Raw genomic sequence first — 23,535 nt, 5'->3', positions numbered from 1 at the left:
CTCTGATCACCATCAGTATAACCTTGTCCACTGGTATCAGTTCCATGGCAATCTCTGCTCCTGCTTACTCCATCAACTTAGTTAATTTAAACACTTTTAACTCCATTGGAGATGTTACTAGTAACAACACAGTTATTTACTCAGGTTCATTGAATACGGTTGAAACCAGTGGTGGTACTGGTAGTTTGGAGGATTTCCTGGGTATTGACCCGACCAATTTCTCAAATGCTATCCTAGACAATACTTCTCAGACAAATTCCCACAGCGATCGCTACCAATTAACCACCGGATACCTCATCCTGTAAATCCTGAAATCCCGGAAATCCTGATTCAGACAATTTCCCAGAGCGATCGCCACCAATTAACCACCGGATACCTCATCCTGGAAATCCTGATATGGCTTGCGCCACGCTACGCTATCAGACAATTTAATTACCGTCACGTCAATTTTTCTAATGTTGCGTAGTCTGTGCTAAATATCCCAACCCCAAACAACCAAATTATGAAAACTAGAACTAATCAAATTCTTCCATGTATAGGGGTGAGCTTATTTAGTTTGATTGCTTTCACCCCTATCAGTATTGCCCAACCAATCGCACAACTAAATAATTGGGAATTTAACCCCAAATCCCAGCAATTAGAAATTAATCTCTCCGCAACTGCAAAACCCCAATATTTCCAACTGATGCAACCACCACGAATAGTTCTCGATTTACCTAATACCAAATTAGGTAAAGTCCTCACTCAAAAAGAATATTCAGGCGCAATTCAGAGAATTCGTATTTCTCAACTTAACCCCAATATGACCCGAATAGTCCTTGATATCGCACCAGGAACCAAATTCCAACCCAACCAAGTACAACTTCAACCTCTTTCTCGACAAAAACCCACGCGCTGGATATTCAATCCTCATCTTACCTTTTCTCCAGCCAACAGTCTCTTAAACACACCTTCCACCACCCTACCACCATCCACAAATTTTACCACTAACTCTCAACAACCCTTAATCACAGTCCCACCCCTAAATTCTCAAAACCCATCACCCATCGTCAATTCCCCCCTTCCTCCCGCAATGTTGCCCACACCTGAAGAAAACAAAAACAGTTCCCCAAATAACCCTAAAGAAATTCCCATGATCGAATTTGGTCAACCTTTACCCATACGAAAATTTTAGATTCACAGATTTACCCACTGGTTTCTTAACCCAAAAATTTGTAAAAATAGAAATCAGCAGATTATTTTCCTCAGTTTCCATATACTTTGGTAGTTTTTAGACATGAGTAATACCAGTAATTTTCGTGAAGCTTTCCGTGAGGCGAGAACTCATGGAATCGTTGGACCTAATGTCATCGCTAACGCCCTCCCCTATGTCGGTGGTGGATTAGTCCTGACTGCATTGGGAACTTATGGTGGTTTAGGCATTATCCGCACTAACCCCGGACTCTTTTTTCCTACCTTAATTGGGGCGGTAATTCTCGAATTAATTTTGTTCTTCGTTGCCCAAAATGTCGCATCCAAAGGTAACAAAGCTTTAGCGTTACCCCTGTTGGGTATTTACAGTCTGTTATCTGGATACACATTGAGTGGCTTGGTATTTGTGGCTTTGAGAACCCAAGGGGTAGGTATTCAAGGTATTGCTATTGCTGCTCTTAGTTGTGGAATTACCTTCATTGCTGCCCGAAAAATCGGTTCTAATCTTTCGGAAGCAGATGGGATGGCGTTGACAAAAACCGTTAGTTTGGGCATTGTTGCCTTATTAGTGGTTTGTCTTCTCCAATTTGTCTTTGCCTTGTTTGGTGTTTATACACCCAGTTGGTTAGAAATCGGCATCTCTGGTTTGGGTGTATTTCTCTTTGCAGGAGCATCAGTAGTTGATTTCTACATCTTGCCTCGCACTTATCGCAATGATGAATATTTGCCAGCAGCTTTGTCAATGTACCTTACCTACATCAACTTATTCGTCTTTATCTTACGTTTGCTTATTGCTATCAATGGTCGTGATTAAGTATATTTAGGCAGAGAAAACTCAAATTTGTCAGGAAACAGGAAAAGGGAAAAGGGAAAGAAAAATCTTTAACCTTCTTCCTCCCGACTCCTGACTCCTATATTTAAAATCTTTCCGTATCTTGAGGACTTCCCACAGCCCCCGGTTGAGATAAAAAGAAATTTTGAGCCGATTCATTTTGATAAATACATCTAATATCTGGCTTTTCACTATTTAAGTCCCCTGTAAACCCAAAGGTATTGAGACGATTCTTACATTCTCGCACCTGGTCTGAAGTTACCAGTTTTTTATTTTCTAAAATAGCCCAGTTATTTTGACGAATTACACATCCAGGGCGGATATTCGGCTGGGCAACAAAGACATTAAAGGGATTAAGAGTTACAAAGAGTCTGGCATCCATCACCATTGCACTAGATCCATACTGCACACAAATCTCAGGATTTGGCGCTCTAGTATCAATAAACTCACGGGAAGCCACATTTGATGAACTCAATGTAGTTGTCGAACTAAACGCAATCCCAATCCCAATTCCCAAAATCAGCACCGCTCCAAAAATGGCAATGGTGACGAAGTTAAACACCGGGGATTGGAACATAGAGGGTTTAGACGGATTAGTTGGTCTATTATTAGCAGATTTACGTCTCATTTTCGCTTTATTACCTTCGTCCCAAGAGTGGTTTTTTAATTTCTCCCTTATTCAGTATGCCGAGTCTTAAGGATAATTATCCCCTATTTTCAATTTTAAGGAAAATATAAAATAAAAAAAAGCCCGCATTAGCGGACTTCCTAGATTTAAATATTTTACCGATTACTTGACATTCTGACTCTTAGAAGTGTAGTAAACCTTACTACCTGTATCGGGAACAAAATGACAACCAATAGCAGAATTCCACAGAGACTTCCAAACTGGTTCTTTGGATTCATGGAAATACTCACCCATAATTGGTTTAATTGCTTCAGTCGCTTTTAACAAATTGTAATGAGGCATATTCAAGAAAATGTGGTGAGCAACATGAGTACCGATATCATGATGAATATGGTTAAAAATCCCATAATCTCGGTCAACACTAGAAATTGCCCCTTTCAGGAAAGTCCATTCTTCCCCACGATACCAAGGAATACCAGGTTCAGTGTGGTGCAAGAAAGTCACCATATCTAACCAAATGATAAAGACAATGTAGGGTCCAGCGTAGTATTTTAACAACGCCATCCAACCAAATTGATAGGTGAATAAACCTAACAAAACTGCCATACTAATCCAAAGTGTGGTGCTGGTGATAATGTCCCATTTTTCTGAAGGCTTAAACAGCGGGCTGCTAGGTGAAAAGTGAGAACCTTCTTTACCAGGAGAACGCTTGAATAAATACACTGGATAAGCCAATAAGAACAGATAAAAACGCCCTATTCTTTGCGCTAAAGGCATCTCATCATACTCAGATTCAGAGACGGGATACCAGCTTTCATCATTCTCTAAGCTGCCCGTATTTTTGTGGTGGGTTCTGTGGCTAATTCTCCAACCATGATAAGGAACGAGAATGAAAGTATGGGTAATATGACCAACTAAATCATTCAACCATTTATGCTTAGAAAAAGATTGGTGTCCGCAGTCATGACCAACTACAAATAAAGCCCAAAACATTGTTCCTTGCATGACCCAAAAAACTGGCCAAAAATACCAAGAATCCAGATAATTGGCAACTGCATACAGCAGTCCCACAATCAGAACGTCACGAAAGAAATAATAAAGCGATTTAGTCACACTAGGCTGAAAACATTCAGCGGGAATAGCAGCCTTTAAATCCTGAAGAGTAAAGGGTAATTTCTCTTGACCTTGAGCAGATTGAGAAATAGGGTCTTGATTAAACTGGATTGTATCTAATTGCACTGGATTGGTTGATTGTAAATTATCAATTAACTGTGAGGTAATATTCAGTTACCACTGGAATTTAAACAGAGAAATATTGGCAATTTTCCTCAACATTCTTAAATGTGGTTAATTGCCAAGCTAAAAGAACTGGTGATGAAAGTAAAAGTAAGTAATTAACAACTTTATACTTTCTAAATTCATCACTTATTCTTAATTATTTAGCTGCCCGGTATGCGTCAAAAGTAGTATAACCAATATCAGTTTTGTAGAGTTGACATTGATTAGTGATTTCTTTCATCAAATCCCAAGAGAACTTATATTCATCATGGAGATAAGGACTCCAATTTTCTTTGATACTACTGTAAGCCAACCGTAAATTATAGGAAGGAATAGCAGTAGAAATATGATGGGGAACATGAACATTAATATCGTGACAAAGAACTTCTACCCACTGAGGGTAATCACAATGAATTGTCCCAAATAACTGTGCTAAGGCTTCATTCCACTTATCAGCAGTTGAAAAAGGAACATCTGGAAGAGTGTGGTGAACAATAGTGAAGGTACTCATCCAGAAATGGTAAACCATCCAGGGAATAAACCAGAATTTAACAAAGCCCCAAACACCAGTTGTAATAATCAAAGTTGGGAAAACAATAGCGGCAAAAGCTGCAACTACAGCCACAGAAAGTTTGACATTAGCTTGGTCTTTTTTCTGAAAATTGCGCCAATCAAAATGCACAACTGCCCAATGGCCAATAGAACCGACCCACCAGAGACGTTGACGCATAAACAACTCAAAGGCAGATTGTCTATTCTTAGACCAACCTGCAAAAACTTCTGTTCTAATAGGATGCCAAGCGTTGTCTTCGTCCAGCTTGTTAGTATGTTTATGGTGATGATTATGTTTAATGCGCCAGCTATGAAACGGGTAAATTAAGAACATCATGAAAAAATGTCCCACTAAATCATTTACCCAGCGACGGTTGGCAAATGAACGATGACCACAATCGTGACCAATAACAAAAAAACCTGTTAAAGCAGTTCCTGTAAAAATCCAAGCTAGGGGTAAAAGAAACCAAGGGGAAATTGCGATGCAATAATAGCCTAATGCAGCCATAGATAAACTGAGAACTACAGTTGTCCACGCTTTGCGGCTATTTTTCTGAAAACATTCCTTGGGCAGGCTTTTGATAATATGCTTTAGTTTTATTTGGTCTTTGCCCAGGTCTGTGGAGACCGCTATTTCCTGACTTTTGATGATTGATGTAGTCATGAATACCTGAAAAACAACAGACTGCAGCACAACGTTACTAAAAAACGTAACTTGCTGCAAAGTTTTGTAACATTAATTTCTGAGATTATAGCAACCTAAGAACAACTTAGGATAGATATTCAGCAATTAAAAATTTCAAATTAAAAATTGCTTTATTTACACACAAAAAGTCAATAGTTTTCAGCCAAAAATTGACTATAAAACTATTGACTTTGAGCAAGAAATATGCTTATGCTTTTTTCTCTGCCAGCTTTACGTTTGTTGCTAGACCTAGTAATTGTAATAACTGAATAGTCATCCAAGTCATATCAATTTCCCACCATTCCAAACCATGACGGGCAGAATATTGAAAAGCATGGTGGTTATTGTGCCAACCTTCACCAAATACGAGAATAGCAACCCACCAACAATTAGTTGATCTATCACCAGATTCATAAGTGCGGTATCCGAATTTATGAGTAGCACTATTTACCAACCAAGTACAGTGATAAACCCAAATAATCCGCACAAAAATTCCCCAAACCACCATTGGCCAGCCACCTATAAAATAGAGAACTAAGCCCAAGGCGATTTGTAAGAAAATGAAATTTTTCTGTAAAAACTGATAAACTGGGTCATCAATAATGTCTTTAGTGAAGCGAGGAACTTGATCGTGAGCGGGCGCAAAATGAATCATCCAACCCATGTGACTCCACCAGAAACCTTGATTGGAATCATGGGGATCTGATTCAGTATCAGAATGTAAGTGGTGAATACGATGTGTACCCACCCATTCAATTGGACCACCTTCACAAGATAGTGTCCCAAAAATTACCAAGACATACTCTAACCATTTGGGTGTTTGAAAACTACGATGAGTGACAAGACGGTGATATCCCAAAGTAATACCTAAACCTCCAGTCACCCAATAAAGCAATAAAGCAACACCCACTGCCCTCCAGCTAAAATTGCTAGGAATTAAGGCAAAAAGAGCGCCGACGTGCAATGCAACGAAAAATAGGGTATTAACCCAGTTAATGTGAGGTTTAGAAGTAGCAATTGTCATGCAGTAACCTGAATAGAAATTGTTCAGCCTAGTCTGCGCGATCCTAGAATCCGCATATCTATTTTATGTTTTTCAATGAGGAAAAGATGAACAGCTTTGAACAGCTGCGGGAAGCAGAACAGGCACTATTAGAAATTTTTTCTGGTATTGACGCTCAGGTCAAGCATAATCTTAAACGAGTATTAGATGCCTTTCGTCATCACCGAGTAGGCGCACACCATTTTGCTGGTGTCAGTGGCTACGGACACGATGATTTAGGACGAGAAACCTTAGATAAAGTTTTTGCCCAAGTGATGGGTGCTGAATCTGCGGTGGTGCGAGTGCAGTTTGTTTCGGGAACTCATGCGATCGCTTGTGCGCTGTATGGTGTACTTCGTCCTGGGGATGAAATGTTAGCAGTAGTCGGTTCTCCCTACGATACTTTGGAAGAGGTAATTGGCTTGAGAGGACAAGGCCAAGGTTCTCTTATTGATTTTGGCATAAAATACCGCCAATTGGAATTAACTGATCAAGGAAAAATAGATTGGCAAAACTTAGGCTCTAGCATTACCGACAACACAAAGTTAGTATTGATTCAACGTTCCTGCGGATATTCATGGCGGACAAGCCTTTCCATAGGCGACATAGAAAAAATTGTCCACATCGTCAAACAGCAAAATCCTCACACCGTTTGTTTTGTAGACAACTGCTACGGCGAATTCATAGAAACCCAAGAACCAACCCATATTGGTGCTGACCTCATGGCCGGGTCATTGATTAAAAATCCTGGAGGTACAGTCGTGAGTGCAGGTGGTTATATAGCCGGACGAGCAGACCTAGTAGAAGCCGCCGCTTGTAGACTGACAGCCCCCGGAATTGGTAGCGAAGGCGGAGCAACCTTCGATCAAAATCGCCTGTTATTCCAAGGATTATTTTTAGCCCCGCAGATGGTAGGGGAAGCGATGAAAGGAACATACCTAACAGGTTATGTATTTGACAAACTGGGTTATCCAGTCAACCCCCCACCATTAGCACCCAGAGGAGATGTGATTCAAGCCATTAAACTCGGTTCAGCCAAAAAACTAATCGCCTTCTGCAAAGCCATACAGCAGCATTCCCCCATCGGTTCTTACCTGGAACCCATACCCGACGATATGCCAGGCTACGAAAGCCAAGTAGTCATGGCTGGGGGGACATTTATCGAAGGCAGTACCTTAGAGTTATCAGCAGATGGTCCATTGCGAGAACCTTATGTGGTTTATTGCCAAGGGGGGACTCATTGGACTCATGTATCTCTTGCTTTACAAGCGGCTATTGAGGCGGTGATAAATATAGAATAATCCTCACGCAAAGGCGCAAAGGCGCAAAGGTAAGAAAATGAATGAGAATGAGATTGCAAGGGAGGTTGTTGATGCTGCGTATAAAATTCATACGAAGTTGGGAGCAGGTTTGTTGGAATCTGTTTACCAGTCTGTTCTGGAATATGAGTTAGGAAAGCGAGGATTGCAGGTAAAAGCGGAGCAACCCATACCTGTAGTTTATGAAGATGTTCATCTAGAGATAGGTTTTCGGGCTGATTTAATAGTTGAAAACAAAGTTATTATCGAACTTAAATCTGTAGAAACAGTTCACCCGGTGCATAAAAAACAACTATTAACTTACCTTCGTCTCGCTGATAAACGCCTTGGTTTACTCATAAACTTCGGATCATTTCTCATCAAAGACGGAATCTCCCGCATTGCGAACAACCTATAAACTCAGGACAAAGACGCTTCTTCCCTTTGCGTCTTTGCGCCTTTGCGTGAGACCTTATTCCGGTAACTTATACTGCTCCACTATCCGCTTCGCAAACTCCGGTACATGAGCTTCTAATTTCTCTCCATGATTCCGCTTCACATACAAATAATTTCTCGCAAAGTGGGAATCTATGGAAAATCTCGCATATTCCAGTCCTTTGGGGCCAATCTTATCTATCACCACACCCATTAATTTCGCTGCCCACATGGGTAAGGTGACGGCTTGATCATAAGCTGGTATGCTTTGCTGTACTGCTGGTTTCCGGTTTCCTTGGGACGTGACGGGCTGGGTGTTGAGTTGGTCTTTTACCAGTTCGAGCATTTCTTTGCCTGTATCGTTTCTGACTACTATCCATTGCCATTGGTAAGGTGCGCCCATATACCCGACGACGATATCAGCGAGGGAGTTGACGTAATCGAAGCAACTCATACATGATGGGGCGAAGATGTCTTTGAGGACGTTGGTTTTTAAGCCGAAGAAGGGGACTGTTTCTTCTGAACCGTCTTCGTGTTTGAAGTGGACTCGGAAGTCTTGCATAAATTCGTAGCTGACGACTGTTTCGGGGGAACGGCTGGTGGTTTCTAGGAATTTTTGCAGTCCGGCGCGGGTAACGTTATCTACGCAGGGTGTTCCTAGTACGTAGAGTTTTTCTAGTCCAAGTTTTTTCTCAACGGCTCGTAATGCTTGGATTTGACAACCTACTCCAATCACTAATAACCGTTTCATTCCCGATTTTTCTATCTGTTCTAATACGGATAGGTTGGGGGATAGGGTGGGTTTATTGACTTTGGCTGCTAGTATTTCTTCGGGGGTTCGCGCTATGATAGGCATGGGTTGAAAGCGGTCTTCTTTGCTGTTTTGGACGCAGACTACGCCTTCTACTAAGCCACGATTGAGCATTTCTATGGCTATGCTGCTCACTATTCCTGTCCATTGTGCGCCTTCTATGGGTTGTTGTTTTCTGGCGGACATCATTTCTTGATGAACTCCAAAGTAGAGTTCGTTTTCGTTTTCGAGGTTGCGGGGGCGTTTATGGGCGCTGGTTTCTAGTTCGTCTATTCTTTGGGTAATGAAGGCGCAGGCTTCTTTGACGTAGTGGATATAGTAGGTGTCGCATAGTCCGCATTCGCTACATAGTTCTTTGGCGGGGCGCACGCTTCCGGGTTTGAGGGCTTTGGCTTTTTTGTGGGATTCTATGGATGTCATCTATTTTGTTTATTTTTACTAAATATGGCTTTTATTACCTTACCGTTTGGGGATGTGAACTTGAAAATAGAACTTGAACAAGAGGAAAATGAACCCTTTATTGCGGATAGTGATTGATTTTCTGGTGTGTTGGCTTATGGAAACACAAGACAGGAGGCGGTGGCTGATAAACTGGAAGATTAAGATTCTGTTTCGCACAGAGACGCAAAGGCGCGGAGAATGACACAGAACTAAGGACTTTTAGTGATATAAAATTATAATTAGAGAAAAATAAAAAGATACAGAATTACCAGAAATTAGCCCAGTTAATGGAAGGAGTTGCAACTTCATGTATGGGTAAACTTAAATCAAATAGCAAATGGAAATCGGAAGATAGAGAGCAGATGATTAATGCTGTTTGTGGAGTTATAGAAAAAATATTAAACACACCTTCCAGGAAAACAGGTAATGATCATCATACTTGGTGGTTTCCAGTTAATCAAGAACCTTGGCGAAATTTTGAAATTGTTAACATTGCTTATCCTGACTAAACATGAGGTTCATCTATGAAATTACTACCACAATACCCACCGCTAGTAAACCTAGAAATTATTGAAATCTATGAATATTATGATTTTCCCTGTTTATTTAGCTGTCAAAATGCTTCAGGACAGATTTTTTTTGCTGTTTGGATAGATGAAACACCAGATCATAAAACTTGGCTTTATTCTCCCATGTCAAAAGGAAGATTAAAAAATATTCGTTCTGGTAATATTGATTTATATGATGCTTTTAGAAAATCAGAAGATGGTTTTATTTATCAAGCTATAATTCCTGAAAATGATAATTGGGATGTTGTAGAAATTATATTTTGTGAAAATCTCAGTGATGAATGTTTACCTGTATCTGGGGAAACTATTGATTTTTCCGATGCAGCTTTTCCTCTGGAAAATAAGGAAAAAATCAAGATTTAATTTAAAAATACAAGTATCTATAAAAACTACAAAACTCAATTAAAAACTATCTGATAAGAATCTTTATGCTTACAGCAGATATAGAATTTTGGTTAGCATTAGCAAATCTTAAATACTAAAACAGTCAATCTATTGAATTGGATTTTCTGGGCGCAAAGACATTAAGTTTTGCAGATTTTTGAATTATTTGTTAATCAAACTTCAAATTTGTTTACAAAATCGTCTGAAACCGCTTTAATAACGCTATTTTTTGGTTTGTAACAGTTAATTGATATTTGTTGTCAAAATCATTGTTTTAGTTAGACTCTAAGAATACAACAAAGCAATTATTCTTATGAACGCTATTTCTAACCTCGATTTGAAAAGGTCAACTTGGCAAACAGCTATTCTGTTGACTTTGGGCTTTTGGCTGAGTGCTAGTCTGGTGTTAGATTGGGTAATTATGCCTAGTCTTGCTGTTGCTGGGATGATGAATGAGGCAAATTTTTCTACAGTCGGTTATGTGGTTTTTGGGAATTTTAATCGCTTAGAATTATTGTCTGCTGCTGTGGTTTTAACTGCTGTGTTAGCTATTAGCAAAACTCAATCTAATTGGCGTTTGGGTATCATTGCTTTATCTGGACTTCTGTTAATAATCGTATTTCTAGATACTTATTTCCTAACTCCCCAAATGTGCGCTCTGGGGGCTAATTTTAGCCTACTCCCTCGTGATTCAATGCCACCAACAATGAATTTATTGCACGGCGGTTATTTTCTGTTGGAAGTCTTGAAGGTGGTCGGAGGAGGTGTGCTTTTAAATTGGTGTTGGCGGGAAGCTTAAAGTCAGAGTTTTTTGCTTTTTGAATTATTCCTCGTCACTGTTGGGTAATAATAGACGGATGGCGAGGATGGCAAAACCGACGGCGGCGATCGCTTTTAAAATGCGTGTAGGTAAGAATTGGGACACTGCACCACCAGCCAATGCGCCCAGGAGACTTGTTAATACTAAAGCGCCCGCTGTACCAAAAAATATAGCTTTTCGAGATTGTCCTTGTCCAGAAAGTGCGATCGCTGCTAACTGACTTTTATCACCTAATTCTGATAGAAATACTGTGACAAAGCTTAGTCCTAAAAGATGCCAGTTCATAATTCCCCAGTTCACAATATTTATAAGTATTAACCCTGAATCACATCCCACACCAACATCAGGGAAATTAGCAGCAACATCACCCCGGCTGATTTCTCGACGGTTTTCGGGCTAAGTTTTGTGGATATCCAACCACCTAATAATACTCCCAGTAGGCTGGTAGTAATTAATGCTACCGCTGAACCAAGAAAAACCACCCAAGGGGCATGAGATTCGGCACTCATTAATAAGGTGGAAAGTTGGGTTTTATCACCAATTTCTGCGAGAAAAATTGTAATGAAGGTCGTCCCAAAGACCATAAATACAGATTCTTTCGGTTGGGGATGATCCTTGAGTATGGTCTGATGTAACTGGCTTTCAGTTTCAGATAGGGTGGAAATGCTGACAGGTGGAGTATCAAGTTTCACAGGCGCTAATATTGTCTCTAGGTTGTTTTCATATTCTTTTCATTTTCTCATATTGTTGTCATAAATTGCAACTGGATTTCTCAAAAACCGACAGCTTGATCAAAACGGATTTGTTCCAAACTGCGATCGCTCTGCTTATACTCATCAAGAGGCAATATCAAGCAAATAGCAACATTTATTTTTTGCATAAAGATTATTGATGAGAATACGCGCTTAATTAATGATATTAAAAAGTAATCTAAAACAAAATCTCTGATCATAACTTTGAGTGCTAAAATACCGGATATAGAGCGAATTGAAGATATTCATGTAAGAAGTTCTTTTAGATTCCCTATATAATTATTTATTAAGAAAAGTAAGAAGAATGAAAATACAGAGTTTTAAATTCATTAACAATAAGCAAAATTGGCACATTGAGGAAGTTAAATTTGAGAGTCTAAATTTACTTGTCGGTGGTTCTGGAGTTGGAAAGACAAGAATTTTAAAGGCACTTGACTTGATTTGTGATGTTGCAAAAGGTAGAAATCGTAACTTAGATGATTTAGAATGGAGTATCAATTTCTCTCATTTAGGACAAAATTATAGGTGGGAATTAGAAAGTTCCTCAATCAAAAACGAAGAAATTCTTCTAAATGTAAATGAGTCAAAACAGACTGAAATTGTGTATGAAAAACTAGTTCGATATGATGATAATTCTGAATTAGAGATACTTCTCCGCAGTGGCTTAGATTCAAAATTTAATAATGAAAAATTGCCTAAATTGAAAAGAACTGAAAGTGCAATTACTCTTCTTTCAGAAGAAGATTTGATTATTCCAGTTCGTAAAGCATTTGAGAGATTAATATTTAACTTTGAAACTCGTCAACAATCGATGATTGGACTTGGTTTTGATCCTTCTGAAATACCAGTTAATATTGAAGATGATGAAGTTCAGAATTCTAAAGAATTTTTTGCTAATTTTCCGCCAGTCTTAAAGGCTTTTTATTTACAGAAAGCTCAAAAACAGAGATTCATATAATAATTCAGCATTGCTGTATTGAAACATGGGCATTAGGTAATGCCCAAATTCCTAACGAATACAGTTCAATTGGAAGTTCTCCAGTTTTATCGGAGTTTCAGGCATATTACGATATTTTGGTAAATGATCCTGAAGAAATGTCCTCCTTTCCACCTGGATATATTTTTAGGACAAAAGCGAAATTTCATGAACGTTATCTCAAAGAATATCTCACAGAATTTGGTTTGTCCTACAGTAAAAAAGATCCAAAAGTTGTAGCGGATAAAAAGTATCTAGATGCGTTAAAAAAGCGATGTGAATCAATGAATCATTTATCTAGCTTGAAATTATTGTTAGATATATGGGATCGCATAGAAACTTTGTAAGCAGTAGCAAAACTTAGGTACATCAAGGTGAATCTCCCATTGATTACTGCGCTTAAAAACACAATGAGAGAATAATTATATGAATTAAATCAAAAACCGACAGCTTGATCAAAACGGATTTGTTCTAAACTGCGATCGCCATAAACCCCCTCAATTTGCTGACGACAGCAATCAATGGCAAAATCGTTGACATCTTCCGCTTCAATTCCATACATCTCTTCAAATGTCTCTGCTACCACACGACAAAACCGGGGACGGGTGGAGTAGATTTTACATTCCCGCGCACCATGATCATAATTTACGCACCATCCCCCCTCGCCGACCATACTGAGATAAAGTTCTAAATCCGGTGGTGAAAGATACTCTTCTAAGTCTGGACGATCTGCTGGTGTTAGGTTACAGCAAGCACCACACTGAGATATACATTGCCAAGTAGCCATATTTTTAACCTTTTAATCTTCCTATTATACCCATGTATAGTTAATCTTCCTGTTATACCCCTGTATAGGGTGATTAGGATATCAATCATGAAACTCTGACAACAAAAGGATTTTACTCCTGACTGCTGACAAAGGGCGCAGACCCTGCGCCCCTACCTCCTGCTATATTCTACTTTTTTATGACTTTTTCTATAATTTTGTGAACTAAATTAAATTTTAGATCCCCTAAACAGATATGATAAGTTGCGGGTTTTACGATTGAATTATTAAATCTTTTTAAACCATTAAAATCATTGGGAGGAAAAAATGGAGATTTTAGCTAACATCAATTGGGAAGTTGTCTTGCAGTTAACTTGCGTGGGACTAATCGTGGTTTCCGGTCCTATAGTAATCTTCGTTCTAGCATTTCGCAACGGCAACCTGTAGATTGGGTCATGGGTAATGGTTTATTTAATCACCAATTACCCATTTAGGATCATCGGGGTTTAAATCCCCGCTTAAAAAAGTTTTAAATCTTTAATTCTGTACAGAAGTTGATAAAGCCTGAATTGCAGTTTGTACAATTCCTTCATAGATGGGTTGGGACAGATCTATCTGTTCTGCATTGTCGCGGTTGAAACCTAACAGACCAAATTTATCTTCTGGTTGCATAACTAAAACTTTACCTTCAGAATTCTTAACTCTTAATTCCCTACTCATACCATTTTCATAGATTCCACAGGTATATTGACGCTGTTTATATTCAAAACTAGCGCGTGGTGGTTTTGATGAATTAGCAAAAAGTTCAGCAACGTGATTTGGGAGTTTTGCACCGATTAACTCCATTTCAATGGTAGTTTTACCATTAAAGTTATTTTCTCGGAGTTTGTAAGCAATATCTAATCTTGATGGTAAGGGAAAATAATCACCCCAACGCCATGCTATGCCTTTAATTTCTTGACGCTGATTGTCTATAGTTTGGGATACAGTTAATTTAATATGACCTTTACCAACTATTTTCTGTTCAATCACTTGAACATTCGCAGTCCAAAAAATTGGATCTGAGTTATCAATACCACAGGGATGAAGAATATTTAACTGTTGAAAAAGATCCTGATTAATTTCGTGAATATTAACTTGAGTATCTATTTTCAACAGCGGTTTAAGGTGTTGAGGTTCTAAACACTGATTTGCAAATGCAGATAACCGCAACCGAAATTCTGGTAAATTCTCTGCTGGTAAAGAAAATCCCCCCGCAGCTTTGTGTCCTCCAAATTTACCTAATAAATCCCGACAAGTATCTAAAGCTGCAAATACATGAAATTCAGGAATTCCCCGCGCTGAACCCCGAATTATGCCTTCATTTTCGTAAGTTCCAATAAAAACGGGAACACCATAACGTTCTAATAAACGGGAAGCCACAATGCCAATAACACCATGATGCCAATCTTCTTTGATAACAACTAATACGCGGTCTTTTTGTAAAGAGTTTACATATAAATCTTCAACAATAGAAATGGCTTCTTTTTCAATTTCTTCGCACATTTGTTGACGTTGAGTATTAGTTTGTTCACACTGGATAGCTTTGGCTAGTGCAATACTAAAATCATCAGTTGTGAGTAAATCAATGACAATTTGGGGATCACCAATTCTGCCGATAGCATTAATTCTTGGTCCCAATCGAAAACCAATATCTTCGGGTTTTAAAGATTTTGAATTTTGATTTTTTTCTCCTTCACTAGCTTGAACTCCGGCAATTTGAATTAATGCTTGTATCCCTGGTAAAGTAGATTTTGATAATATATTTAAACCTCTTTTTACCCAGCGACGATTCACACCAGTTAAAGGGGCTAAATCGGCGATAGTTCCTAATGTAAATAGGGCTAAAAGGGGCTGTACTAAACCTTTGAGTTCGCCTAATTGTTGGGCTAAACAAACGGCTAAAATATAAGCCACACCCACACCAGCCACACCTCGATAGGGAGAAGATTCAGCGATTAGTTTCGGGTTAAGAATTGCATTAGCTGGGGGTAATATTTGGGGAATATCATGATGATCTGTGATAATAACTTTTAAACCCAATTCTCTAGCTTTGGTAATTGGTTCAACGGCAGAAATTCCGTTATCTACAGTGAGAATTAGTTTCACCCCTTCATCATGAAATTCTTGAACAATGCGGTTATTAATGCCATAACCATCGTGCATTCGACTGGGGATAGCATAATCAACATCAGCACCTAACGCGCGTAAACTGCGGAGTAGTAAAGCAGTGCTGGTCATACCATCTGCATCATAGTCGCCACATATAGCTATTTTATCTTGATTAGCGATCGCCATTTCCAATAATTCCACACTTGCAGCTAAATCAGGAAATTCCTCCAAAGGAGAAGGTAAATTTAAAGATTCAGGATCTAAAAATATTTTTGCATCTTCTGGGTTTTTCATCCCCCGATTAATTAACAATTGGCTAATAATGGGGGAAATATTCATTAAATTTGCTAATGTTAAACTGGCTTCGGGATTTGTTGCTGCAATTTGCCAACGTTGATTGGGTAAGCGTCTAATTGATTGGTTATTGTTCATTGCCAATTTCCGTCTTTTTCATTGATCATGGCGCGTTATACTGTCGCTAACACAACCTACGTATCTTTTTTAAAATCAAATATTAGTTCTGTATTTATAATACGTAATTCAGTATTTTTAATGATTTATTAACAATTCTTACTACAAAACTGATAGTATCTTCATGTATAATCTGTTTCGATACAAAATTCCAAGTACCAAGTGATTAACCATGAAAAATTGGCAGTACAAATTATTTGTAGGCTTACTTTGTTGTGCCTTTTTAGTTTTCGGGTGGCAAAATAGAGTATTAGCAGCAGGAATTACTAGTAACAATACTCCAATCCTCAAAGCAGAATTAGCCCAATTAGAAGTAAGCCAAAATGTCTATGACTATCTATTGCAATATCAACCAGAAACTTATAATGTTCTCACCAAAACATTAGCAGATAGTATTGAAGATGCCAAACAACCATTAGCAGATGAAGTAGTTAATAATCTTTGGGCTTTATCTCCAAATAATCCCCAAGTAAAATCGAGATCAAATAATGGCAAAGTAGAATATTTGATGTCAACTTGGAAATACACAAGTAACCCAAGTACAGATTGGCCAATAGGTGCAAAGAAATTGCTACCTTATCAAACTTGGTTTACCGCAGTACCACAAGTAAAAGAATTTTGTCAAAAATATCAAGCAATTGATAGCAATATTCCTGATAATGTTGAACTCTCATTGCGGTTACAGCAGTATTTAGGACTAATCTTAAATAAATATTCCACTAAAACTCATTTTGTGGAAATGTGGGTAAAAGCCGAAGATTTGATGAGACCATGTATTGATGGAGAAATTAACGATTCTAGTTGTAATCTTTTACCTTTACCTGTTCCTGATAGTAGTCCTGTTGTTAAGGCAATATACACCAATTCCTACACCAATGCCAAAAAAGAATATTATCCTTGGTCTGGTTTAGGTTATACTTATGACTGGGGAAATCCTCTAAAACCGCATCAAGGACCAAGTGAGTTTATTATTAACCCCACTCCAGAAAAACCTGTAGAGGTGGAAGTTGTTTCTGTGACACCGACGCAAGAATATTGTCGGAATCAGATTGCCAAAATTGATGTTTCCAGTGGGGGATTATACTAATGATGAGAGCGATCGCCTATAGTAATGGAGGGGCGATCGCATACTTCATATTTAGTTGACTGCAAGGACAAAAACATTATGATTGTTGGATATTTTTTATCTATGAAAAGTGTATACATGAGTATTTTTAAGATACACTTGCTAAATTTATCCAAATTAGGTATTTTTTCAGTATTTAATTCGGATTGCTGTAGATTCTTCTTTTATATTCTTCCAAGTTATAAAGGATTTCTTGACAATATCCCTCAGCTATTTGACGTTCATGCTCTTGTATAATTTCATCTCTTATGTGAGCCATTGGATTACGGAGTTTAGCCAGAAGTTGAAACCGAGCAGACCAATAATTTTTATCCTGATTGAGAATCTTTTCAAATAAATTCCAATGAGATGAAATAATTTCATATAAATTCATTGGATAAGAGAAGTCTAGTAAGTTAGTTGAAGCACGTCCTCCAAATGATTTCTTTTCCTTTTCTTGTGCTTCTCGAAATTGATCAATCATTTTTTTTAATTTAGGACGAGATTTTTCTAATTGGGAAGGCCAATCTTCTCCATACTCGGTTTCCATAATTTCAGTAATTAAAGAACGGAGCTTTCTTTCCGTATCTCGCCAAAGAGGCCATAAATCTCTTGAACGTTCTACTAATCTGAGATAATTTTCAAAATGAGATGAAAAAACTTGATAATATCCATAATTATTAGGTTTTATTAATCCATATCTAACAAATTTTTCTGCATCAAATTTGGTGGCTGTAATTACAGGACCAAACAATATTTGAAGTAGTTTATCGAGAGAATCATCTTCTTTGAGAATATCTATTAAATTATCATAATATTTCAAAAATTCAGATGTAGCTTCTTGCAAGCTTTCTTCTAAATTATATTTCTGACTATTTAACCATGAGTTAGCTAATTCAAATGATAAAGCTGAAGCTAGGTGAGGGTGTCCCCCTGTATTGTCCCAAATAAACTGAAAACATTCATTAGTAACATCGAAATCAATTTTTTGTAGTTTGTTTAATAAAGTTCTTAATTCTTCTTGACTAAAACATCGTAAAATTTCATCTTTAAAAATACCAGGAAGATTGGAGATATCTACTTGATTACCGATCTCATACAAATAACGCCTTGAAACTGTAACCAAACATATACTCCATTCGGGTTGATATGCTAATTCTCTCAATGCTTGAAATCCTACACCATCTTTAAAGATATGGCGTGCTTGATCAAATTCATCAATTACTGCAATTATCCGCCAATTAGATCTTTTAAGCTTTTTAAAAAACTTACGAACTTCAGATTGAAGGTCCAGCCACTGAAGATTTTTCTCAAGTAATGATTTTCCTTTAATAAGGATAAATTCATCTTCTGAATCAGCATCATCCAAAGACTCTAATGTCTGTTTCACGAACTCTCGAAATAATTCTTGATGATTTTTTACATCTGGAAGGTTAATTCTAAATGTTAATATTTTACGTTCAGCAAGAATATTTTTAGGATAGATTAAGGTATGATAAACTAAGCTAGATTTACCAATTCTAGGCGCACCAACAATAGCTAAACAACCTGCTTGTGGTGAATTAATAACTCGTTGTTGAATAGTTCTGATTTCGTCTTGACGACCGACAAAATTATCATCATAAACAATGTTGCCGTTATTCGCAAAGGGATTATAAAAATAATCTTGCATGGTTATAAATCTCCTTGTCTATTTTATTGATGTGCTAGTAACCATTCTTTGAATAAACCAACTTTAATTTTATAAAGAGAAGTACCTTGTTTTTCTATTACTTCTCGTCCTACTAAATTATCTAGAATCTGATCTATAGGTTTTGAAGTTTGGAAATTAATAGCAGAGCGATCACAATGAGATTGAATGCGTGAACCTTGAGCAATATCCCGTAAAACAGATAACGCATCTTCTCTACTAATGTTGTCAATACTACTATCACCTGCACTAATTAAATTATCAAATACAGAATCATCAAGAGAATTATGTCCACCAATTAATGTTTCCTTTACAGTTTCAATATCTGCATCAGTTACATAAATAGCTTTTTTGCGGTTCATATACTCAACTAATCGGTTGCAAAATATCTGAATATAATAAGGACTACCTGCTGTCAATCTTAGTAATAAATTAACAGCATCTCCTTTATAACGACTTTCACTGGTATCAATAATACGAATTGGATCAATAATTAAACAACGGGCATCATCATCTGCTAAATAAGAAATACGCTGGCTTTCTGCTACTTGAAATTCATTAGGGAAATGAGCAATAAATTGGGGCATTGTATCTTGTCCTACCAAAACTGCTCCAAAATGTCGTTTTTCCAGCAAAGCCTTCCACGATTTCATAAATGTATCTTGAATACGTCCTCGCATAATTTCACCATAAATATAAGAAAATTCATCTATCAAAAGCATTATTTTAGCATCTTTATATGCCTCTACTTTCTTTAAACTTTTACGTAAGTTAGTCATATAATCCTGAAATTGAAGTTGCGAATTTTGTTGAAGTTCATCTAATGTAGGACGTTTAACATCAATAGCTGGATAACCTTGATCATTTAGGTCTTCAAAAGCATCTTCTATGCATTGGATAATTCGATATAGAAAAGTGCCTACTGAGAAATCATCTCCAATAATATCGCCAATACTGAAAGAAACAGGAATTATAGGTAATCCTAATTGTTGTTTTAAGTGGTAAAGTACAGATGATTTCCCAGCACGTTTTTGTCCGTATATTACTAAACTCTTAGCAGAGGAGGCATTACGGATAGAAGATAGTAAAACATTAATTAATTGATCCCGTCCATAAAACATATTTTTGTCCTCTACCGTACTCCCTTGTGCATAAGTAGCATAAGGATTTTGTATGTCTTTGAACTCCGTGTTTGAATAAAGCTTAATAGACTGTGTATCCTCACTTCTTTTCTTCTCATCTCTACGAGTAATAAAAGATAGTTCATAGTACAATGTAAATACTTGTGATTCTTTTGCAATTTCCGTAATAGTTACGGGAATTTGACAAGTAACCGATTGACCTCCAGATAATGCTTCTGTAACATCAATATCTTTACTTTGAATACTATATTCATTATTAGGGGAGGGCTTTACATAAATTTTTATAGAACTTGCCGGACTTCTTCCATTTTCATTAGTAATTGTAATTTGACATTTAATAGTTGAGTTCTCATCAGGTGTGTAAGAATCAATGGACAAGTTAGTTTGAAGTTCATTAGGTTCAGCTAGCATCTGAATTTCTTTAAAATGTTCTTCAATTGTTTTCTCTAAAATTTTCAAATAAGGATAAAATAATTCTAAAGAATATTTAGTAGGTTCTTTTTCAATTTCATCCGCTAGTTGATTAATTTGTTTTTTAATAACTGTTACTAATCTCTCTCTTTCTGTATAAGTTTTTTGTTGCCTATAATCAAACATAAAACCTAAAACTTTATTAATGTCATTAAGACGACGTTTATCTAAAGATACACGTATTTTTTGAATAATAGATTGTATTTGATTAATTTGGTATTCTAATAATCCTAAATCATTAGCTGAAGATTCTAATAAACTTAAATCTCTAATAATTTCCTCAGTTCGTCTATTTAAAACATCACGAGTTCGTCCCCACAATTCTGTAAATTTTTGAAAATCTAGATTCGATTCACCTGATTCACCTAATATTTCGTAGCATAAGGATTGAACATTCTTATTTAGATCTTTATCTTTATTAATAAGTGTTAAAATAAATTCTGCAATTGGATTATTAAGAGACAGAATGAGTAGATATTCAATTACAATACGACCTCTACTTTTTTTGATTGCTTCTGTTAAACATTCTTCAGGCTTTGGTATATTTTCAGAAACTATTTCTTCTGAAGATTTATTGCATAACAACATTAGGGATCGTGATAATCTTTCACCAAGTTTCCATTCCCATTTAGGAGCAATAGCAAATGCTTCCTGATAGTAAGATAAAATTACATCTTGAGGTTTTTGTTCTAAAAGACAAGAATCTCCCATATCACCTGCATAATGTTGTAAATAAAAACGAATCTTTTGTTGTTCCCCCTCTGACTCAAAATTAAGTAATAACTTAGCAGCAGATAAGTTGTGTTGCGCTCTCAATCCAGGTCTTTTTCTACCAGCACCTTCAATTAAACCTTTTAGTTTTTTTAAGTCTTCTTCAGAAAAATTACGATTGGCTATTTTAACTTCATCAACTCCCTGGTATTCACAGCGATCTAAATAAAACTCAAGAAATTTACTAATATTCGTACCACTTTCATTTAACACATCTTGAACAATAAATATTTCTTCTAAACGAGCATAAAATCCAGTTTTTTTTGCTTGCTGTAATGCTTCAAGCCATTTTTTTGCCGTGATATTAGTAGGACTAATGGCTAAAATACGAGAAAGAGTTTTTTCTGCTTCATCAAACATTTCTTCTTTTACTTGACAAACAGAAATTTGATTTAAAATGTTAGCTCTTTTTTTTAAATCATATTGAGGAGTTGATTTCAATGTATCATTTAGTAGCTTCAAGGCGTTACAATACATTTTAGCGTGTCCGTATATATTTAGTAATTGGTTATCAATACTTTTTTTGTTTAATGATTTTGGTCTATAATCGGTTAAAATTTTTATTGCTTCTTCATCCCTGTTCTGCCTTGTAAGAAGTGCAGCTAAATCTTTAACAGCAGCTTCACCGTTGTCATTGTTTTTAATAGCCTGACGATAGAATTTTTCCGCTTTCTTTAAATTTTTATCTATAATCTCAGCCCTTTTAGCTTGGGCATAATCACCCGAACCTGTTGGTAATCCTCGTTCTTTATCTGCTTCACGATATTCTGTTAAAAGATTTTGAGCTAAAGTATGTTCAGGGTCTTTTTCAAGAGCTTTACGAATTTCAACAATAGCCTGATTGTATTGTTTGCGTTTGGCTAAAGTTTGGGCGTAGTTGATTAAACTTTCAATTTCTTTTTGTTGTTTAATTTTATTTTCATAACGTTTAGTTTGTTCTTGGGCTTGCTTTAATTCTTGTTCTTGTTTAAGATATGCTTGACTTGCTTCTACATCAAGATTAAATAGCATTGATTTTAGAATATTTGACAATTTCTCAAGTTCCAAATAGTGCTTAATAAAAGCAGCAGTTAATTCTTGTGCCTCTTTTTCTTTATTATACTTTTTGAGTGCAAATACAGCACTTTCAATTATTAAACGACTGTCATCTTCTTTACTATCCTCAATAGTTTTTTCATAAAGATTGCTAAGTTGATTAATTATGCCTGATTGCAGTGCTAAATCAATAAATTTATACCAAGCCACCATATTTTGTGATGGTGAAGAGAGTTTAAAATATTCATGTAAGGCATAACAAGCTTTAGCTTGATCGGATTTTAAAACTATGGCTGCTAAATTGTACAATACCCGATGGTCTTTTGATGTAGAAACAGCTAATTCAAAGACTTCAACAGCTTTACGATTTTGCCCCTTTTGATAGTACAGACAACCTAAATTAAATCGAGAAGAAGCCAATTTAGGATATTTTTTGATGAGTTGTTCACAACTTTCAATTGGTCGATTAAGTAGTTGACTATCTTTGTTTTTAATAGCATGATCATATTGATTTTTTACCTTATCCCATGCTTCTAACATATTCTTCTTTTCCGCTGAGTAGAGCAAAGATGTGATTTCATGAGGTGTAATAAAGTCAGGTGGTAAAGGATCAAATTTTGCTTGCGTAATTGCTGTATCAAAACGAGTATCAATTTCCACTAATTTAGTAACAACCTCAAGAGAATATATAGGAATATTATTATTTATGGCAAGTTCTAACTCAGTTTTCAAAGCTGATGAAGAGGTTTGTAAGTCAGGTTTGTTCTGTAGATTAGAAGAGATGGATGAATGGGTAGGTAAAACAGTAGAGGTATCTATAATTGGTATTGGGAAAATACAATCAATTGCTTCAGCAGCCAAAGGCATTTTTGCGCCAGATGCTTGACGTAAAATAATGCTCGTCTCCCTTATCTCACTAAGAACGCCAGAAAACTGATGGCCTGTTCTAAGAATAACGGAAATTTCCACACCAATCCTAACACTGTCCTGAATATCTTGTATGTTCATAAAACGTTAGATATCTATTGATAAATCAGTGATTCTTAAAAAAATCAACTGTATTACTAATTACTTATTTAGTGTAACCTGTACTACTTCTTACAGTCTACACGAAAGTGCTGTTTTCTCTAATCTCTGCTTTCCCTTGCAAACAAAATTATAGTGGGTGTAGAGCGATCGCTCATATACGACAATACAATTGCCGCACTACTATGTCAACATATTTATACTTTAGTGAAA

The 23,535-nt window shown here is 36.7% G+C and carries 24 protein-coding genes; 12 read left to right on the top strand and 12 right to left on the bottom strand.

The annotated features are described in order from the left end of the window. Window positions 1-44: 44 nt before the first annotated feature. From CA730_RS19810 to CA730_RS19800, 3 genes are all read left to right on the top strand, one after another. Window positions 45-305 carry a hypothetical protein gene (locus CA730_RS19810; RefSeq protein ID WP_157750027.1) on the top strand — a complete coding sequence of 87 codons (261 nt, stop codon included), beginning with the start codon at window positions 45-47 and terminating at the stop codon, window positions 303-305. A 197-nt stretch (window positions 306-502) separates the two neighbouring features. Further along, window positions 503-1,174 carry an AMIN domain-containing protein gene (locus CA730_RS19805; protein ID WP_096669893.1) on the top strand — a complete coding sequence of 224 codons (672 nt, stop codon included), beginning with the start codon at window positions 503-505 and terminating at the stop codon, window positions 1,172-1,174. Between the two features lie 102 nt (window positions 1,175-1,276). Continuing rightward, window positions 1,277-2,005, top strand: coding sequence for a Bax inhibitor-1/YccA family protein (locus CA730_RS19800; protein ID WP_096669891.1), 729 nt, complete (start codon window positions 1,277-1,279; stop codon window positions 2,003-2,005). Between the two features lie 103 nt (window positions 2,006-2,108). Here the strand turns inward: CA730_RS19800 and CA730_RS19795 are convergent, their stop codons facing one another. From CA730_RS19795 to CA730_RS19780, 4 genes are all read right to left on the bottom strand, one after another. Next, window positions 2,109-2,651: a DUF3172 domain-containing protein gene (locus CA730_RS19795; RefSeq protein ID WP_027401792.1), complete on the bottom strand. Its 543-nt coding sequence runs from the start codon at window positions 2,649-2,651 to the stop codon at window positions 2,109-2,111. A 162-nt stretch (window positions 2,652-2,813) separates the two neighbouring features. Beyond that, window positions 2,814-3,890 (bottom strand): fatty acid desaturase, encoded by a 1,077-nt coding sequence (locus CA730_RS19790; RefSeq protein WP_096669889.1) that lies wholly within the window; start codon window positions 3,888-3,890, stop codon window positions 2,814-2,816. A 196-nt stretch (window positions 3,891-4,086) separates the two neighbouring features. Continuing rightward, window positions 4,087-5,145 (bottom strand): fatty acid desaturase, encoded by a 1,059-nt coding sequence (locus CA730_RS19785; protein ID WP_096669887.1) that lies wholly within the window; start codon window positions 5,143-5,145, stop codon window positions 4,087-4,089. A 229-nt stretch (window positions 5,146-5,374) separates the two neighbouring features. After that, window positions 5,375-6,190: an acyl-CoA desaturase gene (locus CA730_RS19780; RefSeq protein ID WP_096669885.1), complete on the bottom strand. Its 816-nt coding sequence runs from the start codon at window positions 6,188-6,190 to the stop codon at window positions 5,375-5,377. An 86-nt stretch (window positions 6,191-6,276) separates the two neighbouring features. Here CA730_RS19780 and CA730_RS19775 point away from each other — a divergent pair, with 86 nt between their 5' ends. Then, on the top strand, window positions 6,277-7,509 hold the full coding sequence (locus tag CA730_RS19775) for a methionine gamma-lyase family protein (protein WP_096671664.1): 1,233 nt from the start codon (window positions 6,277-6,279) through the stop codon (window positions 7,507-7,509). A gap of 37 nt (window positions 7,510-7,546) precedes the next feature. Then, window positions 7,547-7,924 (top strand): GxxExxY protein, encoded by a 378-nt coding sequence (locus CA730_RS19770; protein ID WP_027401797.1) that lies wholly within the window; start codon window positions 7,547-7,549, stop codon window positions 7,922-7,924. A 54-nt stretch (window positions 7,925-7,978) separates the two neighbouring features. Here the strand turns inward: CA730_RS19770 and CA730_RS19765 are convergent, their stop codons facing one another. After that, entirely contained in the window at window positions 7,979-9,172 is a 1,194-nt protein-coding gene (locus tag CA730_RS19765) for a Coenzyme F420 hydrogenase/dehydrogenase, beta subunit C-terminal domain (RefSeq protein ID WP_096669883.1), read from the bottom strand. Window positions 9,173-9,504: 332 nt separating this feature from the next. Here CA730_RS19765 and CA730_RS19760 point away from each other — a divergent pair, with 332 nt between their 5' ends. From CA730_RS19760 to CA730_RS19750, 3 genes are all read left to right on the top strand, one after another. Further along, complete coding sequence (locus CA730_RS19760) at window positions 9,505-9,702, top strand: hypothetical protein (protein ID WP_157750026.1); 198 nt, start codon at window positions 9,505-9,507, stop codon at window positions 9,700-9,702. Window positions 9,703-9,717: 15 nt separating this feature from the next. Further along, window positions 9,718-10,125, top strand: coding sequence for a DUF6575 domain-containing protein (locus CA730_RS19755; RefSeq protein WP_027401800.1), 408 nt, complete (start codon window positions 9,718-9,720; stop codon window positions 10,123-10,125). A 334-nt stretch (window positions 10,126-10,459) separates the two neighbouring features. Further along, window positions 10,460-10,945 (top strand): hypothetical protein, encoded by a 486-nt coding sequence (locus CA730_RS19750; RefSeq protein WP_096669879.1) that lies wholly within the window; start codon window positions 10,460-10,462, stop codon window positions 10,943-10,945. Between the two features lie 24 nt (window positions 10,946-10,969). On the opposite strand, the gene CA730_RS19745 is transcribed toward CA730_RS19750, so the two are convergent. Both CA730_RS19745 and CA730_RS19740 read right to left on the bottom strand, forming a co-directional pair. Continuing rightward, window positions 10,970-11,251 carry a TMEM165/GDT1 family protein gene (locus tag CA730_RS19745; RefSeq protein WP_039202938.1) on the bottom strand — a complete coding sequence of 94 codons (282 nt, stop codon included), beginning with the start codon at window positions 11,249-11,251 and terminating at the stop codon, window positions 10,970-10,972. Window positions 11,252-11,280: 29 nt separating this feature from the next. Next, window positions 11,281-11,658 (bottom strand): TMEM165/GDT1 family protein, encoded by a 378-nt coding sequence (locus CA730_RS19740; RefSeq protein WP_096669877.1) that lies wholly within the window; start codon window positions 11,656-11,658, stop codon window positions 11,281-11,283. 364 nt (window positions 11,659-12,022) lie between these two features. Here CA730_RS19740 and CA730_RS19735 point away from each other — a divergent pair, with 364 nt between their 5' ends. Then, the gene (locus tag CA730_RS19735) at window positions 12,023-12,676 is read left to right on the top strand and encodes an AAA family ATPase (protein WP_231939892.1); all 654 of its coding nucleotides are present in this window, start codon (window positions 12,023-12,025) and stop codon (window positions 12,674-12,676) included. A 137-nt stretch (window positions 12,677-12,813) separates the two neighbouring features. After that, entirely contained in the window at window positions 12,814-13,041 is a 228-nt protein-coding gene (locus CA730_RS19730) for a hypothetical protein (RefSeq protein WP_096669875.1), read from the top strand. A gap of 89 nt (window positions 13,042-13,130) precedes the next feature. Here the strand turns inward: CA730_RS19730 and CA730_RS19725 are convergent, their stop codons facing one another. Beyond that, window positions 13,131-13,481, bottom strand: a complete 351-nt coding sequence (locus tag CA730_RS19725; RefSeq protein WP_039202930.1) for a YkgJ family cysteine cluster protein — start codon at window positions 13,479-13,481, stop codon at window positions 13,131-13,133. A 306-nt stretch (window positions 13,482-13,787) separates the two neighbouring features. Here CA730_RS19725 and psb30 point away from each other — a divergent pair, with 306 nt between their 5' ends. Beyond that, on the top strand, window positions 13,788-13,907 hold the full coding sequence (psb30, locus tag CA730_RS19720; RefSeq protein ID WP_096669873.1) for a photosystem II reaction center protein Ycf12/Psb30: 120 nt from the start codon (window positions 13,788-13,790) through the stop codon (window positions 13,905-13,907). A gap of 90 nt (window positions 13,908-13,997) precedes the next feature. On the opposite strand, the gene recJ is transcribed toward psb30, so the two are convergent. Next, complete coding sequence (gene recJ, locus CA730_RS19715) at window positions 13,998-16,043, bottom strand: single-stranded-DNA-specific exonuclease RecJ (protein WP_096669871.1); 2,046 nt, start codon at window positions 16,041-16,043, stop codon at window positions 13,998-14,000. A gap of 211 nt (window positions 16,044-16,254) precedes the next feature. On the opposite strand from recJ, the gene CA730_RS19710 reads away from it, so the two are divergent. After that, the gene (locus CA730_RS19710; RefSeq protein WP_096669869.1) at window positions 16,255-17,169 is read left to right on the top strand and encodes a hypothetical protein; all 915 of its coding nucleotides are present in this window, start codon (window positions 16,255-16,257) and stop codon (window positions 17,167-17,169) included. Here the strand turns inward: CA730_RS19710 and CA730_RS26155 are convergent. From CA730_RS26155 to CA730_RS19700, 3 genes are read right to left on the bottom strand one after another with little or no spacing between them, the layout of a single operon-like run. Further along, a complete protein-coding gene (locus CA730_RS26155; protein WP_269076484.1) occupies window positions 17,166-17,288 on the bottom strand; it encodes a hypothetical protein in 123 nt (40 codons plus the stop codon). The two genes, CA730_RS19710 and CA730_RS26155, sit on opposite strands and share 4 nt — an antisense overlap. 56 nt (window positions 17,289-17,344) lie before the next feature. Further along, window positions 17,345-18,859: a Swt1 family HEPN domain-containing protein gene (locus tag CA730_RS19705; protein ID WP_096669867.1), complete on the bottom strand. Its 1,515-nt coding sequence runs from the start codon at window positions 18,857-18,859 to the stop codon at window positions 17,345-17,347. A gap of 23 nt (window positions 18,860-18,882) precedes the next feature. Continuing rightward, window positions 18,883-23,304 (bottom strand): hypothetical protein, encoded by a 4,422-nt coding sequence (locus CA730_RS19700; RefSeq protein ID WP_096669865.1) that lies wholly within the window; start codon window positions 23,302-23,304, stop codon window positions 18,883-18,885. Between the last annotated feature and the right edge of the window lie 231 nt (window positions 23,305-23,535).

The organism is Dolichospermum compactum NIES-806 (assembly GCF_002368115.1).
GTDB classification, from domain to species: domain Bacteria; phylum Cyanobacteriota; class Cyanobacteriia; order Cyanobacteriales; family Nostocaceae; genus Dolichospermum; species Dolichospermum compactum.
The sequence above is the reverse complement of the archived record's forward strand: the minus strand, read 5'-3'. Positions and strand labels throughout refer to the sequence as shown.

Bases quoted from the DNA above. Each gene is read 5' to 3' on its own strand.
- CA730_RS19810 (WP_157750027.1), top strand. From the start codon at position 45: ATGGCAATCTCTGCTCCTGCTTACTCCATCAACTTAGTTAATTTAAAC.
- CA730_RS19805 (WP_096669893.1), top strand. From the start codon at position 503: ATGAAAACTAGAACTAATCAAATTCTTCCATGTATAGGGGTGAGCTTA.
- CA730_RS19800 (WP_096669891.1), top strand. From the start codon at position 1,277: ATGAGTAATACCAGTAATTTTCGTGAAGCTTTCCGTGAGGCGAGAACT.
- CA730_RS19795 (WP_027401792.1), bottom strand. From the start codon at position 2,651: ATGAGACGTAAATCTGCTAATAATAGACCAACTAATCCGTCTAAACCC.
- CA730_RS19785 (WP_096669887.1), bottom strand. From the start codon at position 5,145: ATGACTACATCAATCATCAAAAGTCAGGAAATAGCGGTCTCCACAGAC.
- CA730_RS19780 (WP_096669885.1), bottom strand. From the start codon at position 6,190: ATGACAATTGCTACTTCTAAACCTCACATTAACTGGGTTAATACCCTA.
- CA730_RS19775 (WP_096671664.1), top strand. From the start codon at position 6,277: ATGAACAGCTTTGAACAGCTGCGGGAAGCAGAACAGGCACTATTAGAA.
- CA730_RS19770 (WP_027401797.1), top strand. From the start codon at position 7,547: ATGAATGAGAATGAGATTGCAAGGGAGGTTGTTGATGCTGCGTATAAA.
- CA730_RS19765 (WP_096669883.1), bottom strand. From the start codon at position 9,172: ATGACATCCATAGAATCCCACAAAAAAGCCAAAGCCCTCAAACCCGGA.
- CA730_RS19760 (WP_157750026.1), top strand. From the start codon at position 9,505: ATGGGTAAACTTAAATCAAATAGCAAATGGAAATCGGAAGATAGAGAG.
- CA730_RS19755 (WP_027401800.1), top strand. From the start codon at position 9,718: ATGAAATTACTACCACAATACCCACCGCTAGTAAACCTAGAAATTATT.
- CA730_RS19750 (WP_096669879.1), top strand. From the start codon at position 10,460: ATGAACGCTATTTCTAACCTCGATTTGAAAAGGTCAACTTGGCAAACA.
- CA730_RS19745 (WP_039202938.1), bottom strand. From the start codon at position 11,251: ATGAACTGGCATCTTTTAGGACTAAGCTTTGTCACAGTATTTCTATCA.
- CA730_RS19735 (WP_231939892.1), top strand. From the start codon at position 12,023: ATGAAAATACAGAGTTTTAAATTCATTAACAATAAGCAAAATTGGCAC.
- CA730_RS19730 (WP_096669875.1), top strand. From the start codon at position 12,814: ATGTCCTCCTTTCCACCTGGATATATTTTTAGGACAAAAGCGAAATTT.
- CA730_RS19725 (WP_039202930.1), bottom strand. From the start codon at position 13,481: ATGGCTACTTGGCAATGTATATCTCAGTGTGGTGCTTGCTGTAACCTA.
- psb30 (WP_096669873.1), top strand. From the start codon at position 13,788: ATGGAGATTTTAGCTAACATCAATTGGGAAGTTGTCTTGCAGTTAACT.
- recJ (WP_096669871.1), bottom strand. From the start codon at position 16,043: ATGAACAATAACCAATCAATTAGACGCTTACCCAATCAACGTTGGCAA.
- CA730_RS19710 (WP_096669869.1), top strand. From the start codon at position 16,255: ATGAAAAATTGGCAGTACAAATTATTTGTAGGCTTACTTTGTTGTGCC.
- CA730_RS26155 (WP_269076484.1), bottom strand. From the start codon at position 17,288: ATGTATACACTTTTCATAGATAAAAAATATCCAACAATCATAATGTTT.
- CA730_RS19705 (WP_096669867.1), bottom strand. From the start codon at position 18,859: ATGCAAGATTATTTTTATAATCCCTTTGCGAATAACGGCAACATTGTT.
- CA730_RS19700 (WP_096669865.1), bottom strand. From the start codon at position 23,304: ATGAACATACAAGATATTCAGGACAGTGTTAGGATTGGTGTGGAAATT.